Annotated in this window: 11 protein-coding genes, 2 tRNA genes and 1 other RNA gene; 7 read left to right on the forward strand and 7 right to left on the reverse strand. The window is 71.1% G+C overall.

Translation table 11 applies throughout. The features are described from left to right. Positions 1 to 24: 24 nt before the first annotated feature. The 3 genes from ABT154_RS02540 to ABT154_RS02550 all read right to left on the reverse strand — a co-directional run bounded on the left by ABT154_RS02540 (position 25) and on the right by ABT154_RS02550 (position 3,421). Complete coding sequence (locus ABT154_RS02540) at positions 25 to 2,280, reverse strand: FtsX-like permease family protein (RefSeq protein WP_351851831.1); 2,256 nt, start codon at positions 2,278 to 2,280, stop codon at positions 25 to 27. Next, positions 2,277 to 2,951, reverse strand: coding sequence for an ABC transporter ATP-binding protein (locus ABT154_RS02545; RefSeq protein WP_351851834.1), 675 nt, complete (start codon positions 2,949 to 2,951; stop codon positions 2,277 to 2,279). The genes ABT154_RS02540 and ABT154_RS02545 overlap by 4 nt, the downstream gene beginning before the upstream one ends. 62 nt (positions 2,952 to 3,013) lie before the next feature. Next, on the reverse strand, positions 3,014 to 3,421 hold the full coding sequence (locus tag ABT154_RS02550) for a hypothetical protein (protein WP_351851836.1): 408 nt from the start codon (positions 3,419 to 3,421) through the stop codon (positions 3,014 to 3,016). Positions 3,422 to 3,635: 214 nt separating this feature from the next. Here ABT154_RS02550 and ABT154_RS02555 point away from each other — a divergent pair, with 214 nt between their 5' ends. Continuing rightward, positions 3,636 to 4,196, forward strand: coding sequence for a hypothetical protein (locus tag ABT154_RS02555; protein WP_351851838.1), 561 nt, complete (start codon positions 3,636 to 3,638; stop codon positions 4,194 to 4,196). A 503-nt stretch (positions 4,197 to 4,699) separates the two neighbouring features. Here ABT154_RS02555 and ABT154_RS02560 read toward each other — a convergent pair. Continuing rightward, positions 4,700 to 5,527, reverse strand: a complete 828-nt coding sequence (locus ABT154_RS02560; protein ID WP_351851841.1) for a serine/threonine-protein kinase — start codon at positions 5,525 to 5,527, stop codon at positions 4,700 to 4,702. Between the two features lie 300 nt (positions 5,528 to 5,827). Next, positions 5,828 to 5,915: transfer RNA gene (locus ABT154_RS02565), tRNA-Ser, on the reverse strand. Positions 5,916 to 6,032: 117 nt separating this feature from the next. Between ABT154_RS02565 and ffs the strand changes: the two genes are divergently transcribed. From ffs to ABT154_RS02595, 6 genes are all read left to right on the forward strand, one after another. Beyond that, positions 6,033 to 6,131, forward strand: an RNA gene (gene ffs / locus ABT154_RS02570) — signal recognition particle sRNA small type. 160 nt (positions 6,132 to 6,291) lie between these two features. Then, positions 6,292 to 8,484: a DNA polymerase III subunit gamma and tau gene (locus tag ABT154_RS02575; protein WP_351851843.1), complete on the forward strand. Its 2,193-nt coding sequence runs from the start codon at positions 6,292 to 6,294 to the stop codon at positions 8,482 to 8,484. A gap of 61 nt (positions 8,485 to 8,545) precedes the next feature. Beyond that, entirely contained in the window at positions 8,546 to 9,796 is a 1,251-nt protein-coding gene (gene purD / locus ABT154_RS02580) for a phosphoribosylamine--glycine ligase (RefSeq protein WP_351851846.1), read from the forward strand. A 280-nt stretch (positions 9,797 to 10,076) separates the two neighbouring features. After that, positions 10,077 to 11,996, forward strand: coding sequence for a M48 family metalloprotease (locus ABT154_RS02585; protein WP_351851848.1), 1,920 nt, complete (start codon positions 10,077 to 10,079; stop codon positions 11,994 to 11,996). A 247-nt stretch (positions 11,997 to 12,243) separates the two neighbouring features. After that, positions 12,244 to 13,704: a N,N-dimethylformamidase beta subunit family domain-containing protein gene (locus tag ABT154_RS02590; RefSeq protein ID WP_351851851.1), complete on the forward strand. Its 1,461-nt coding sequence runs from the start codon at positions 12,244 to 12,246 to the stop codon at positions 13,702 to 13,704. An 88-nt stretch (positions 13,705 to 13,792) separates the two neighbouring features. After that, complete coding sequence (locus ABT154_RS02595) at positions 13,793 to 14,701, forward strand: phosphoribosylaminoimidazolesuccinocarboxamide synthase (RefSeq protein WP_351851854.1); 909 nt, start codon at positions 13,793 to 13,795, stop codon at positions 14,699 to 14,701. Between the two features lie 107 nt (positions 14,702 to 14,808). Here the strand turns inward: ABT154_RS02595 and ABT154_RS02600 are convergent. Then, positions 14,809 to 14,884, reverse strand: a tRNA-Gly gene (locus ABT154_RS02600). Positions 14,885 to 14,906: 22 nt separating this feature from the next. Beyond that, entirely contained in the window at positions 14,907 to 15,533 is a 627-nt protein-coding gene (locus tag ABT154_RS02605) for a response regulator (protein ID WP_351851857.1), read from the reverse strand. Positions 15,534 to 15,535: the final 2 nt, after the last annotated feature.

Consider the following 15,535-nt stretch of genomic DNA (forward strand, 5'->3'; position numbering starts at 1 on the left):
GAAAACTCATCGCGGGAGAGGGGATCAGTCCCGCCGGATCTGCTCGGGATCGACATGACGCCGCACCATGGGCAGGGAGGCGAGACCGGCGGCGAGCAATACGCCCAGGGCGCAGAGAAGAAGCAGGGGCAGCCCGTCCCAGTCCCAGTGCACGGCGCCGCCACCGGTGATCAGGTAACTGGACTCGGCAAGCCACCCGGCGACGATGGCGGCCCCGAGCCCCACGACGAGCGGCAACAACACCTGCACGACCTGCACCACCCGCAGTGTCCCGGCCCGAGCCCCCAACAACACGAGCGCGGCAACCTGCCCACGCCGCTCCATGGCCCGATCGGCCACGGACACGACGAAAGCGGCAACACCGATGACAAGCCCGAGAACCATGCCGACGGCAAGCAGACTGCGGATGACGGCGAGCTGGGCGAGCGAGTCGATGACGATCCCGACAGGCTCGACGGAGGCGGTGGGGGCGATGGCCCCGATGCCGTCGAGAACGGAGCGGATCGTGGCGGGGTCGGCGTCACTGACGAGGGTGAGGGTGCCGGCGGAATCGTCGAGGTTGGCGGGGAGGAGCGAGGGAGGGACGAGGATGGCGCCCGTGGTGATGGCGGAAGGCTGGTATGCGGTCATGTGGATGCGGTCGTGGGGAACGGTAAGAATAGTCCTTCCTTTGCCGCGTGTTTCGAACGGGAACCGATCACCCGGTTGAGGGTCTTCCCGGAACGCGGAGTTGGCATCGTGTAACTGCATGGATTGGCCCTCTACACAGTCCTCTGTCCACTTCGTAGTTGCGATCAGTTGGGAGCAGGTAGCGACAACCAGGCTGACGGACTTCGGCATGGTGCCGTCCAGCGGGATCCACGAGTCGTACGTCATCAGATCTGTCCGAATGCCTCGGATGTCTGTGAGTTGTTTCCTCTGGGTATGGCTCAACTCGTCCAGCTTGATGGCGTATTCCTGTACGGGGGTTGTTCGGCGACTGACCTGGTCCAGTTCGACCAGCACTCCCTGGGTCAAAGACGCACCGAATACCAGCAGCACAAGGCCGGTGACCACCCGTAGTGAGGAACCCGGATCAACCTCAGTGCGCCGCATCGCCAATGCCACGGGCAACGACTTCGCTGCTCCGGCAAATCGCCGCGCCAGCGATGCCGTGATCGGCGCCAATCCGAAAACGAGTCCGGCCCCGGTCAGTAGAACGGCACCGGGTACCAGCAGCGAGCTCGCAGACCCTCCAGAGGGGTCTCTTCCCAGCACGCTGAGCGCACAGTAGCCGCCGATGATCCCCAGCCCGGGAATGAGGAGCAGCGTTCCGAACTTTCTTGGAGGCTTGCGTTCCCCGGTGCGGCGCACACTGATCGGCGACAGTGCGGCCTGCTTCGCGCTGAACTGGCTGACAGCCCACGCGAGTGCCGGGCATCCCACTAGGCACGCGGCAAGGGTCGTTGCCTCCGGGCGCCCATCTGATGGAAACCAGTGCAGCCCAGGCAATCCGACTCGGGCGGAGAGTTCGTTGACTCCGAGATACCCCACGACTCCGAGCGCGGCCCCGATCGACGCGGCGACAACGCTTTCACCAGCATTGACTCGGAGGGTGTCCTTCACGCTGAGCCCGATGAGGCGTAGGGCGGCAAGGCGACGGGCTCGAGATTCCCCGGAAAGTCGTGCGCAGACGGAAAGAAAGATAATGAGGGGGAGCAGCACGATGCAACCGAGCGTAAACCGCAGAATGTCAAGGGTGGAGGAGTCGATAAGCTCTCCCCGTACGTACGGGGAGCCGAAATCGCCGAGTTCTCTTCCTTCCGGAAGCTTGGCGTGATCGATGCCGATGTAGGCGTACAGCTCCTCCGGCCCACCCAACCCCGCCGGCGCGATCGTCCCGATCACACGGCCCGGCACAAGCCCCGCAGCATTCGGATTGGCCGCCAGGATTTCCGCCAGCTTCGGCGAAACAATGGCTTCACCCGTCCGCGGGAGTCGCTCGATCCCAGGAGGGACCGGCGCGGGGCCGGTACCGACGCGACCGAAGAAGACCCGCCGCAGGGGCTGTGAGCCGTAAGGATCAAGGAACTCCTGGTAGACGACATTCTTGTTGTAGCCCGGGTTCACCGCGCGGCTCGTCGTACGGGCATCGTGCGCGGCGATGATCGTGGGAATGGTGAGGACGGCGGCAAGGCATGCCACGCCGAGGGCGGAGCCGAGCGTCATCAGCAGAAAGCGAACGCGCCCCCGGCGGCCACTGCCCCAGAGCAGGCGAAGTCCGAGGAGGAACGGGCTCACACCGCCACCCGCTGAGCCAGTACACCGTCCGACATCGTGTACTGCGTATCGGCCTTCTCGGCGACCTCGGCGTCGTGCGTCACCATGATCACGGCAGTCTTCTGGCTCCGCGCCAGCCAGAGGAACTCCTTCAGTACGACGGCCGCGTTGGCGCTGTCGAGTGCCCCGGTCGGCTCGTCCGCGAACACCACGTCCGGCCGGTGGACCAGAGCCCGCGCAACCGCGACGCGCTGACTCTGGCCACCCGACAACTTCGAGGTCCTGCGCCGCAACAGCTCACCCATTCCGAGCCGCCGCAACACATGGGCGGCCATCACATGGGCGTGATCCTTGCTGATTCCGGCGAGCCGGAGGGGAAGCGCCGCGTTCTCCTCGACGGTCAACTCCGGGAGGAGTTCTCCGTACTGGAAGACGAACCCGAGCCGCGTACGGCGCAGGGCGCTCAACTCCCCGTCGGGGAGGGTGGAGAGCTGAACTCCGTCGAAGGTCACGGTCCCGTTCGACGGGGGCAGCACCCCCGCGAGGCAGTACAGCAGCGACGACTTCCCCGACCCGCTGCTGCCCATGATGGCGGCCACTTCACCGCGCTTGAGCGTGAACTCGGCACCGCTGACAGCCTGCTCGGTGCCGTAGAAGAGATCCACGCCCTCGGCGCGGAGGATGACATCCATCGTGGTGCGCACTCCTTAAGGGAGGGAGCCGCTGGGGCAGCGGCTCCCTCAGCCGTTGACTGTTAGCGCCGGAACTTCCGAAGTCCCGAGCAGTTGTCCGGACGCAGCGAGCCGCGGTCGCGGCACACTTGGATCTCCGCGTGGTTGGTCTGCAGAACTGCGCCGTCGAAGAAGATCTTGTCGACGGTGACGGTCTTCCTCTGGGCACCCTTGACGCGATTCCAGCCGTAGCCCTCCACCTTTGCGCGAAGGTAGGTGTTGTGGCCGTCCGCGTGGTCGCCGTCCGACAGGTATCCCTGTACGTGGAACCCACCGTGGTTCTGGAGTTTGGGCTCCCACTTGTACCCACCGGAGAACGCGGCGCCGGTCGTGGACATCTTCAGCTCATGCCAGGACGAGTCCGCCATCGCCACCCCCATCCCCCCGAAGAACAGCCCCGCGGCCACCACCGCCGTAGCCAACTTCCTCATCGATAACCCCTGTTTGGTCGTGCCGACTGGTCATCACAGAAAGTATCGGCATCACTACACACCGGATACCGCAGTAACGTCCCTCCCTCCCAGGACCCCCCGATCCGGTGAATGTGCCCTCCTGGCGTGCGCGCGGGCTGCCCGATCGCCTCGTAGGAGTGATCAGCGGTGCGCCTGCGTGAAGGGGTGCGGTGGCGTCGACAAGGTTGCGCGCATGCGTTCTTCCTCTTCCCGACTGAGGCGTGCCCTCGTTCCCCTCGTTGCCACCGTCGCCCTGCTCGGTACCGGCGGGGCCTCCGTCGCCGGTGCCGTCGAAGCGTGCGGTTCGGTCATCACCGCCCCGCTCGCCCCGCCCGTCGCCGCCGACGACCCCTGCCCCAGCACCGACCCCGTCGTGTGCCGCATCCGCGTCCTGCCGATGGACGAGAAGGTCGAGGCCCAGCGGACCCGGATGCGCTACCACGGGCTGCTGGAGGACATGCACCGGACGGAGGCGGCCATGCGCGAGGCGGGCGCCTCCGACGAGGAGATCGCCCGCGAGCTCGTCGACATGCGGAACCAGGCGAAGGAGATCACCCGCGCCGGCATGAGCCCTGAGGAGGTCCGCATCCTGGAGGAGCGGAACATCGCCAAGTACGGCAACCCGCTCGGCCCCACCGCCGACCAGCTCTACGCCAAGTACGGGTCCTGGCCTCAGGTGATCGACGCGTCGATGCGCACCAGCTACGCCGTCGACCGTGCGCTCAGCCTCGAGTACCGTCCCTGTCCCGTGTAGCCGAAGGAATCGAGACGGGAAACGTCGAAGGGCCCGACCGCGAACGGTGGGGCCCTTCAACGACTTGCCCGGCGAGAGCGTGTTCGGGGGCACGCTCTCACGTGTTCGAATCTCGTATCCTCCGCCACTGCAGCAGCTGGACGAGTGGGCGGAGGAATCATTCCTCGCCCCTTCTTCATGCCCGGTCAGAGCGAGAGCCGGGGCGCATCGGTCACTCGCTCACGTCTCGCTGCGGATCACCGCGAGCACCCCGTCCAGCTCGTCCGGCTTGACGCCGTCGTTCAGAGGCGAGGGAGGCGAGGGAGGCGGGCCGGAGAGCAAGGCCCCATCGAGTTCGGCGGCAGCCGCTGCGGCGAGACTCGCCGGATCGAACGGCTGCCGTTGGGGGACAGGTGGGGGCGATGCGGGATAGGGCGGGATCCGCATCGGCGCAGATGATCGCCAGAGGCGCTGGGCCAGCTTCCGGATGGCTGTACCCGCCGACGGACCTGAGCGGGGAGCGCTCATGCCACGCAGGCGATCCGCCACTTCCACCGCACTCTGCGGCCGGTCTGAGGGGTGCTTCTCCTCGCGAGAATCAGCTCGTCCCACCCGCTGGGAAGGCCCAAGCGACGGTGCCCGGGTGCCAGGGGAGTCTCAGTGACGTGCTTGACGAGCAACGCGATGTCATTGGCCGCTGAGAACGGCGGCTGACCGGTAACCAGGGCGTAGAGGACACAGCCCAGGGAGTACAGGTCGCTTCGGTGGTCCACCGGAACCGCATGGGCCTGTTCCGGAGACATGTAGGCCGGGGTTCCGATGGGCGTCCCGGCGGCTGTCAGCGTTGTGTGGGGCGACGCGGTGTCCAGGAAGGCGGCGATCCCGAAGTCCAGGATCTTGGCGACGCCACCGGTCGTGATCATGATGTTGGCGGGCTTGATGTCACGATGCAGCACTCCTGCCCAGTGTGCTGTCGCGAGCCCGTCGCACACGTGACCGCCCCAACTGGTCACATCGTCGAGGGACGGCAGCCTCTGCTTGATGATCTGGTCGAGTGGCAGCCCGCCGATCATCTCCATGACGAGGAAGAGCAGTGAACGCCCGTCCACTTCGGTTGAGCCGAGGTCATGCAGAGTCACGATGTGCTGGCTGTTGAGGCGCGCGACCACTCGGGCCTCACGATCGAACCGGGCGATTGCGCGGGGGTCGGATTCGTTCCCACCGGCTGTCAGCGTCTTGACCGCGACTTCCCGGCCCAAGCGCTCGTCGTACGCACGCCAGACCTGGCCCATGCCGCCTGCGCCAACGAGATCGATCAGCTGATAGCGGCCATCAATCCGTGTCCCCTGCACTGTCCCCTCCCCGACATCAGCAGCGAAGCGGCCTCCGAAGCACGTACACGCTTCCTGGCGATCTCTTCGCGGCGACAGCAGCCTTGGCGATCCTACGGCTCCACCGGACGCGACCCCGGGGGAAAAGCGTCATCGACGGTGGACCGGAGTGTGCGGCACGGTCCTTCGCGTGGTGGACCGTGCGGACCGGGCGGCAGCTCTGACATGGACGGCTCGGGTTCCCGGGAACCGCGACCACACACGAAGAAGGGCCCCACCGCGAACGGTGGGTCCCTTCGACGAATTGCCCGGTGAGAGCAATGGCGGAGGATACGAGATTCGAACTCGTGAGGGGTTGCCCCCAACACGCTTTCCAAGCGTGCGCCCTAGGCCTCTAGGCGAATCCTCCGCCGCGAACATTACATGACCTCGGGGGGTGCTCGCGAACTCGATCGGAGGAGGGGTCCGCGAGGTGTTCCAGGTGGGGGGAGCGGGTCGAGCCGGGTTCGGGATCGGGTACGCTGGGCGGAGCCCCTCACGCGGTGCTATCTGACTGAACTCCCCCAGGGCCGGAAGGCAGCAAGGGTAGGTCGGCTCTGGCAGGTGCGTGGGGGGCGCTTGCGTTCCCGGGCGCGGACCCGGATCTCGGCTCCCCCCGTGCCCGTACGGGTACGGGTCGGACCCCTACGGGCGGCCCCCGGATGCAGCGAGCGGCAGCCGCCCCGCACCCCCCGCCCCCGGTCGTTTTTCCCGGGTTGTCGGTGGGCGCCTATAACCTCGTACATGTGTCGTCTCTCGCGCTCTACCGCCGCTATCGTCCCGAGTCCTTCGCCGAGGTCATCGGGCAGGAGCATGTCACCGACCCGTTGCAGCAGGCCCTGCGGAACAACCGGGTCAATCACGCGTACCTGTTCAGCGGGCCCCGTGGGTGCGGCAAGACGACCAGTGCGCGCATTCTCGCGCGGTGTCTGAACTGTGAGCAGGGGCCCACGCCCACGCCGTGCGGGGAGTGCCAGTCCTGCCGGGACCTCGCGCGCAACGGGCCGGGGTCGATCGACGTCATCGAGATCGACGCCGCTTCCCACGGTGGTGTGGACGACGCCCGTGACCTGCGCGAGAAGGCCTTCTTCGGGCCCGCGTCCAGCCGCTACAAGATCTACATCATCGACGAGGCCCACATGGTCACCTCGGCGGGCTTCAACGCCCTGCTGAAGGTGGTCGAGGAGCCGCCGGAGCACCTGAAGTTCATCTTCGCCACGACCGAGCCCGAGAAGGTCATCGGCACCATCCGGTCCCGGACCCACCACTACCCCTTCCGGCTCGTGCCCCCCGGCACCCTGCGGGAGTACCTGGGCGAGGTCTGCGGGCGCGAGGGCATCCCCGTCGCGGAAGGGGTGCTGCCGCTGGTCGTGCGCGCCGGTGCCGGGTCCGTGCGTGACTCGATGTCCGTCATGGACCAGCTCCTGGCCGGCGCCGCCGACGACGGCGTGACCTACGCCATGGCCACCTCGCTGCTCGGCTACACGGACGGGACGCTGCTCGACGCGGTCGTGGACGCGTTCGCGGCCGGGGACGGCGCCGCCGCCTTCGAGGTCGTCGACACCGTCATCGAGGGCGGCAACGACCCCCGCCGGTTCGTCGCCGACCTCCTGGAGCGGCTCCGCGACCTGGTGATCCTGGCCGCCGTTCCCGACGCCGCCGAGAAGGGGCTCATCGACGCCCCGGTCGACGTGATCGAGCGGATGCAGGCCCAGGCGTCCGTGTTCGGTGCCGCCGAGCTGAGCCGCGCCGCCGATCTCGTCAACACCGGTCTGACCGAGATGCGGGGCGCCACCTCGCCCCGGCTCCAGCTGGAGCTGATCTGCGCGCGCGTGCTGCTGCCCGCCGCCTTCGACGACGAGCGTTCGGTCCAGGCCCGCCTGGACCGTCTCGAGCGCGGAGCCGCCGCCGCTCCGGCCGCCGCCCAGGCGCCGGTGTTCACCGCCGGGCCGCCCGCGACCGCGCCCGGCCCCGCGCTGGGGTACGTCCCCGGGCCCGACGCCCACACGCCGATGGCCCCGCCGCCGCTTCCGCCGTCCCACGCCCCGGCACCGTCGCGGGCTGCACCCGCCCCGGCACCCACCCACACCCCGGCACCCGTAGCCCCCTCAGTACCCGCCCACGCCCCGGCCCCGGCCCCGTCCGAAGCGGTACCCCCCGCGCAGACGCAGCCGTCCGCCCCCGCCGCCCCCCGCCCCGGCGCCTGGCCCGGTGCCGCCACTCCCGGTGGTGGCGCGCCCGGCGCCTGGCCCGGTGCGTCCGCGCCCGCCGCCCCCGCTTCCGTACCGGCTCCGCAGCCGTCCGCACCGCAGGCCCCGGCCCCCGTACCCACCGGCGGCGGCGGTGGCGGCGGTGGCGACACCGCCCAGGTGCGCAACCTCTGGCCGCAGATCCTCGACGCCGTCAAGAACCGCCGCCGCTTCACCTGGATCCTGCTCAGCCAGAACGCGCAGGTGGCCGGCTTCGACGGGACGACCCTCCAGCTCGGCTTCCTCAATGCCGGCGCCCGCGACAACTTCGCGAGCAGCGGCAGCGAGGATGTCCTCAAGCAGGCCCTCGCCGAACAGTTCAACGTGAACTGGAAGGTCGAGGCGATCATCGACCCCTCGGGCGGTGCCGCGCCCCCGCCGGCGGCCACCGGCTTCGGCGGCTCGGGCGGAACCGGCGGCTTCGGCCGCCCGCAGGCCGCCGCTCCGGCGTTCCAGCAGGCCCCGCCGCCCGCCCCCGTGCAGCCGCCGCAGGCGCAGGCCGGGCCCGCGTTCTCCCCGCCGCCCCCGCCGGCGCAGGACTCCGCGCCCGCGTACGCGCCGCCCGTGGCGCCCGAGGACGACGTGCCCGAGGAGGACGACCCCGACCTCGTCGACTCGGCGCTCTCCGGGCACGACCTGATCGTGCGCGAGCTCGGAGCCACGGTTGTGGAGGAATACACGAACGAGTAGGGGCGTCTCGCTCGGTGGCCCGCACAAGGGGCATCCCGGCCAGCGGGCTACTCTGGCAGGCGTGAAGGTCCTCGTCATCGGCGGCGGCGCCCGCGAACACGCCCTGTGCCGCTCTCTCTCCCTCGATCCCGACGTCACCGCTCTGCACTGCGCGCCCGGCAACGCCGGAATCGCGGAGGTCGCCGAGCTGCACCCCGTCGACCAGCTGGACGGCGAGGCCGTCGCGCGCCTCGCCACCGGGCTCGGCGCCGACCTGGTCGTCGTCGGCCCGGAGGCCCCGCTCGTCGCCGGTGTCGCCGACGCCGTCCGCGCGGCCGGCATCCCCGCCTTCGGCCCGTCGCGTGAAGCGGCGCAGCTGGAGGGCTCCAAGGCGTTCGCCAAGGACGTCATGGCCGGCGCCGGGGTGCCCACCGCCCGCAGCTACGTCTGCACGACCCCCGAGGAGATCGACGAGGCGCTCGACGCCTTCGGCGCTCCGTACGTGGTGAAGGACGACGGCCTCGCCGCCGGCAAGGGTGTCGTCGTCACCGACGACCTCGCCGTGGCCCGGGCCCACGCGCTCGCGTGCGACCGGGTGGTCATCGAGGAGTACCTCGACGGCCCCGAGGTCTCGCTCTTCGCGATCACCGACGGCACCACCGTCCTCCCGCTCCGGCCCGCGCAGGACTTCAAGCGCGCGCTCGACGGCGACGAGGGCCCGAACACCGGCGGCATGGGCGCCTACTCGCCGCTGCCCTGGGCCGATCCGAAGCTGGTCGACGAGGTCCTGGAGACCGTCCTCCAGCCGACCGTGGACGAGCTGCGCCGCCGTGGCACGCCGTTCTCGGGCCTGCTGTACGCGGGTCTGGCCATCACCGGCCGCGGTGTGCGGGTCATCGAGTTCAACGCCCGCTTCGGCGACCCCGAGACCCAGGTCGTCCTGGCCCGGCTCCGCACCCCGCTCGCGGGCGTCCTGCTGAACTCGGCCAACGGCACCCTGGACGACCAGGCTCCGCTGAGCTGGAGCGACGAGGCCGCCGTGACCGTGGTCGTCGCCTCCCACAACTACCCGGACACCCCGCGCACCGGGGACCCGATCGAGGGTCTGGGTGAGATCGCCGAGCAGGACGCGCCGCACGCGTACGTGCTCCACGCCGGTACGAAGCGGGACGGCGACGCGATCGTGAGCGCCGGTGGCCGCGTCCTCTCGGTCACCGCCGTCGGTACGGACCTGGCGGAGGCCCGCGAGCGTGCCTACGCGGCGGTCGGCCGCATCCGCCTTGACGGTTCGCAGCACCGCACGGACATCGCGCGGAAGGCCGCCGAGGCCTGATCCGGGCCGGTATCACCCGGAAGCTCCGGGTTCCTCTTGTGGCCGTGCGGTGGAGAAGCAGTGCACCGTACGGCCGCCTGAGCGCCATCACCTTTACCCAAAGCCATTCCATCGAGTGACGGCACGGCCATACGGATGACGCCCGCCACAGCCCCAACTAGGGTGCGGCGAAGGCGTTCCGGCACTTGGCCCACCGGCATTGCGATGTCAGTGGCGGGTGCCACAGTGGGGGAGTGAGCAACACCGCCACAGGCAGTCCCGACGTGGGCAGGAGGGGGTGATGTACGGCGTGTCCGGTACCGGTTCCGTTGTCGGCGAGGAGTGGGGTGCGCGCGCCGCGCACTCCCAGGCCCTCGCGGTCCTCAGGGTCCGCGGCAGGGCGCTGGGCCTCGCGGTCCTCCCCGCCGCCGTCGCCGTCGTGCTGTACGCGGGCGGGGTCACCGGCCACTTCACGGGCGCCGGCTGGGACACGGCGCGGTGGGTGGTGACCGTCCTCGCGGTCCTCGTCCTGGTCGCCGCCATGGCCGTCGCCCTCGTCGTCGTACGGGCCCGCCCGGCCGCGACACCGACGGTGGAGCTCTCCGAATCCGCCGCGCCCGACCTCTACCGGCTCGTCCGGGACCTCGCCGACCGGCTCGACGTCCCCGCCCCCGCCGCCATAGCCCTGACCCCGGACTGCGACAGCTGGCTGGAGGACCGCACCCACCGGGCGCACCGGTCCCCCCACGCGCTGCGCGCGCCGTCCGGTGGGGCGGGCGGCAGCTCAGACGGCCCCCCCGTCCTCGTCATAGGTTCGCCCTTCCTGTGGTGGATGCGCGTGGGCGAGCTGCGGGCCGTCCTCGCTCCCGTCGTCGCCGGTACGGGCCCCGCCGCACACCCCGACATAGCCGCCGCCCGCCGCTTCGTCCGAGGTCTGGACGCCGCCGTGGCCGTCCCCGGCGACCCCGGCCTCGACCCCGTCCGCCGGCTCGGCGCGCGTGGTGTCGGGCAGGTCGCCCGCGTCCTGCTCCGCGCCTGCCGCGGGCACGCCGCCGAGATGGAGCGCGGGGTCGCCGCCGCCGGCTCGGAGCGCGCCCAGGCCGTGGACTACGGCGTGCGGATCGTCGCCCAGGAGCAGGTCGGCCTCGCGTACGCGGGCTGGGACCGCCTCCTGACCCGGGTCGCGCTGCCCGCCTGGCGGATGGGCCGCTGGCCCGCCAAGCTCGACGCGGGCGTGGTCTCCGCCCTGACCGAACTGTCCCGCCGGGACCGGCTCGCGGACGGATTCTCGTCCCGGCTCAGCGAGCGCCCGGCCTGTGACCTGCTGGAGGAGCCGGGCGCGGTCGACGAGGCCACCTCCCTGCTCGCCGCCCGCCTCTTCCACGGCGGCCCGGCCGAACCCGGCCCCGACTGGTCTCCGGTGGAGTGGAGCCAGTACCCGGAGGAGGTCGTCGACCGGAAGTGGCGTACCGACGCGGCCCGGCTCCACGAGGTCCTCGACGGGCTGGGCGTCGCCGACTCCCCGGCCGCGAAGCCGACGGCTGCCGGCGGCCCGACGCTGACCAGGGTGATCGCCCACCTGTCCACGACTCCGGGGAAGCCGACGGGCGACGGGGTGCCGGAGGCGGAGGCGGACGAGACGGTCGGCCTGGACTCCGGCGGTCCGGGCTCTGACGACCCCGGCGTCACCGCCGACGGCGCCACCCACCTCCACGAAACCGGCATCGGTGACGGCACCGACGACGAGCCCGTCAATCCCGCCGCCGAAGCGCTCGCCGCCGCGCTGAGTGTCCTCCTCGCCCGAGAGGAGGCCGCCCGGGAGGCCCGCGTGGCCGCCGGCGCCACCGCGGCCACGGCCTCGGCCGCCGCGGAAGCGGCCCCCCGGAGCGCCGGGAGCGACGACCGGACCGGCACCCCGCCCCCCGTGGTCAGCGGCCCCGACGGGCCCCTGCCGCTGTTCCCGCTCCAGCCGCCCCGCAGTGGCCGCGACCTGCTCGCCGACCATGTGACCGCGATGGTCTGCTGCGCGGCCGTGGACACCGCCGAGGCCGTCCCCGGCCTCGACTGGCTCGACGGGCCCGCCCTCCTGGTCGGCGGCGAGCGGGCGGCCGACCTCGGCCCCCGGGTCCTCGCCCTCGTCGAGGACGGCGATCCGGAGCCGCTGCGCCTCTGGCTGGCGCGTACGGGCGTCCGCCCGGAGAAGCCCGTACGTCTGGTCTGAGCGCGACCGGGACCACGAGAGCGCACCCCTGCCCCACGCGAGCCCGTCTCCTGCCCCACGCGAGCCCGCTCGCGCCCCGCCCCTCCCGGAGCCCCGAGTTCCACTCTCGTCAATTCACGACGAACGGTGACGGAGTGCGTGCGTTATGTGATGTGCTGGAGACCGTCACTGACAGAGGCACGGACCAGCGGCATCGACCAGCCACGAGCCGATCACCGACCCGGGGGAGTCGAGGGAGGGGCGCAGCATGGGGGCTGACCAGATCAGGCGGTGGGAGTCGGGCGCGCTCGCGCACGCCGTCACCGATCCCTTCGGCCAGGGCCCGCTGCCCTGGCTGCGCGGTTCCGAGAACTACTTCGACGACACCGGCCAGATGGTCCCCTGGTACGCGGACGAGATCCTGGCCAGGGGCGGCTGCGGAGGCCCGCGTACGGCCGACGACGTCCGGCGCCAGATCAAGGGCTTCGCGTCCGTCGGCGCCGTTTCACCGGGCGAGTCGATCGACTTCCACATCACGGTGGACCCGCCGCAGCAGTTCTCGGTCGACGTCTACCGGATCGGCCACTACGGCGGCGACGGCGCCGCGAAGATCACCACGAGCCCGCGTCTCTCCGGGATCGTCCAGCCCGCCCCGCTCACCGCCGACCGCACGGTCTCGTGCCACCACTGGTGGCAGTCCTGGCGGCTGCAGGTCCCGTCCTACTGGTCGATCGGGGCGTACGTCGCCGTGCTCACCACCGCCGACGGCCACCGCTCGCACATCCCCTTCACGGTCCGCGACGACCATCCCGCCGATCTGCTCCTGGTCCTCCCGGACGTGACCTGGCAGGCGTACAACCTCTATCCGGAGGACGGCCACACCGGCGCGAGCCTGTACCACGCGTGGGACGAGGAGGGCAGGCTGCTCGGCGAGGAGGAGGCGGCCGTCACGGTCTCCTTCGACCGCCCGTACGCGGGCGCGGGGCTGCCGCTGCACGTCGGGCACGCCTACGACTTCATCCGCTGGGCCGAGCGCTACGGCTACGACCTGGCGTACGCCGAGACGCGCGACCTGCACGCGGGCCGGGTCGACCCCAGCCGCTACCGGGGCCTGGTCTTCCCCGGGCACGACGAGTACTGGTCGGCGCCGATGCGGCGGACCGCCGAGCTCGCCCGCGACCAGGGCACCTCGCTGGTCTTCCTCTCCGCGAACACCATGTACTGGCAGGTCGAGCTGGGCCCCTCGCCGTCCGGGGTGCCGGACCGGCTGCTCACCTGCCGCAAGCGGCGCGGCCCCGGCCGCCCCGCGCTCTGGCGCGAGGTCGACCGCCCCGAGCAGCAGCTCCTCGGCATCCAGTACGCGGGCCGGGTGCCCGAACCCCACCCGCTGGTCGTACGGAACGCCGACCACTGGCTCTGGGAGGCCACCGGGGCCGGCGACGGCGACGAGCTGCCGGGCCTGGTGGCGGGCGAGGCCGACCGCTACTTCCCGCGTACGGCGCTCCCCGAGCACCAGGGTCGTATCCTGCTCGCGCACTCGCCCTACCAGGACGGCGAGGGGGCGCTGCGCCACCAGGAGACCTCGCTCTACCGGGCCCCGTCCGGAGCGTGGGTCTTCGCGTCCGGCACCTTCGCCTGGTCGCCGGCGCTGGACCGGCCCGGCCATGTCGACGCCCGGGTCCAGCGCGCCACCGCGAACCTCCTCGACCGGATCTGCAAGAGGGACTGAGCGGGGGGTCACAGGGCCTGGCGGCGGGGGTCGCCCGGATGTGCGAGAGAATCGGACACGCTCCTGGATCAACCTACGCGGAGGAACCGTGTCCGGATTCGTAGAAAAGCCCGAGCCCGTCCAGGTCCCGGGCCTGACCCATCTCCACACGGGCAAGGTGCGCGACCTGTACCGCGACGAGGCCGGTGACCTCGTGATGGTGGCGAGCGACCGCATGTCCGCGTTCGACTGGGTGCTGCCCACCGAGATCCCCGACAAGGGCCGGGTCCTCACCCAGCTCTCCCTGTGGTGGTTCGACCAGCTCTCGGACCTGGTCCCGCACCACGTCCTCTCGACCGAGCTGCCGGCCGGCGCCCCCGCCGACTGGGCGGGCCGCACCACGGTCTGCAGGTCGCTGGACATGGTCCCCGTCGAGTGCGTGGCCCGCGGCTACCTCACCGGCTCCGGGCTCCTGGAGTACGACGAGTCCCGTACGGTGTGCGGCCTCGCGCTCCCCGAGGGGCTCAGCGACGGCTCCGAGCTGCCCGCCCCGATCTTCACCCCGGCGACGAAGGCCGCCGTCGGCGACCACGACGAGAACGTCTCCTATGAGGAGGTCGCCCGCCAGGTCGGCGCCGAGACCGCCGCGCTGCTGCGGCAGACGACCCTCGCCGTGTACGGCAGGGCCCGGGACATCGCCCGTGACCGGGGGATCATCCTCGCGGACACCAAGTTCGAGTTCGGCTTCGACGGGGAGACGCTGATCCTCGCCGACGAGGTCCTCACCCCGGACTCCTCGCGCTTCTGGCCGGCCGACCAGTGGCAGCCGGGCCGCGCCCAGCCCTCGTACGACAAGCAGTTCGTCCGGAACTGGCTGACCTCCCCGGCCTCCGGCTGGGACCGCAAGAGCGAGCAGCCCCCGCCCCCGCTCCCGCAGGACATCGTGGACGCCACGCGCGCCAAGTACCTGGAGGCGTACGAGCTGCTGACCGGCAAAGCCTGGTCCGGCAGCTTCTGAGCCCTCGTCCTGGCCCCGGCCCCCGGCGTACGCGTCGGTGGCCGGTGTCGGGGCCACCCGTAGGGGTACGAGAAAGCCCCCGGTCGATTCGACCGGGGGCTTCTTCATGGAGCGGACGACGAGATTCGAACTCGCGACCCTCACCTTGGCAAGGTGATGCTCTACCAACTGAGCCACGTCCGCATGCGCCGTAGCGCGGAGCCAACTATACCCAACCTTTCGCCTGTGCGAGACGCACTGCCGTGTGCCGGTTCTCCGCACCGAGTTTCGCGGCGGCCGACGAGAGGTAGTTCCGGACGGTTCCGGGGGAGAGGGAGGCGCGCCGGGCGATCTCCGCGACGGGTGCCCCGTCGGCGCAGAGTTCGAGCGCCTCGGCCTCCCTGGCGGTCAGCGGGGAGTCCCCGGCGGCGATGGCGTCGGCCGCCAACTCCGTTTCCACATAACGGTTTCCGGCGTGTACCGCACGGATGATCTCGGCGAGCCGCTGGGCGCTGACGGTCTTCGGCGCGAAGCCGCGGGCGCCGGCCGCGAGGGCCCGCTTGAGGTGCCCGGGGCGGCCGTGACCGGTCACGATCATGGTCCGGCAGCCGGGCAGTTCGTCCCGCAGCGCTGTGGCGACCCTCACACCGTCCCCGCCCGGCATCTGCAGATCGAGCACGGCGACGTCGGGGCGGTGCGCGAGGGCCATGGCGAGCGCCTCGGGCCCGGTCGCGGCCTCGGCGACGACCACGGGATCGTCCTCAAGGCCGAGCAGGGCGGCGAGCGCGCCCCGGATCAGATGCTCGTCATCGGCGAGCAGCACGCGGAGGCGTGCGGGTGCGGGAGCGGTCATCG

Source organism: Streptomyces sp. NPDC001728 (assembly GCF_040297565.1).
Classification (GTDB): domain Bacteria; phylum Actinomycetota; class Actinomycetes; order Streptomycetales; family Streptomycetaceae; genus Streptomyces.

Coding starts and splice junctions, on each gene's coding strand:
- ABT154_RS02590 (WP_351851851.1), top strand. CDS start 12,244: ATGGGGGCTGACCAGATCAGGCGGTGGGAGTCGGGCGCGCTCGCGCAC.
- ABT154_RS02605 (WP_351851857.1), bottom strand. CDS start 15,533: ATGACCGCTCCCGCACCCGCACGCCTCCGCGTGCTGCTCGCCGATGAC.
- ABT154_RS02545 (WP_351851834.1), bottom strand. CDS start 2,951: ATGGATGTCATCCTCCGCGCCGAGGGCGTGGATCTCTTCTACGGCACC.
- ABT154_RS02555 (WP_351851838.1), top strand. CDS start 3,636: ATGCGTTCTTCCTCTTCCCGACTGAGGCGTGCCCTCGTTCCCCTCGTT.
- ABT154_RS02550 (WP_351851836.1), bottom strand. CDS start 3,421: ATGAGGAAGTTGGCTACGGCGGTGGTGGCCGCGGGGCTGTTCTTCGGG.
- ABT154_RS02585 (WP_351851848.1), top strand. CDS start 10,077: ATGTACGGCGTGTCCGGTACCGGTTCCGTTGTCGGCGAGGAGTGGGGT.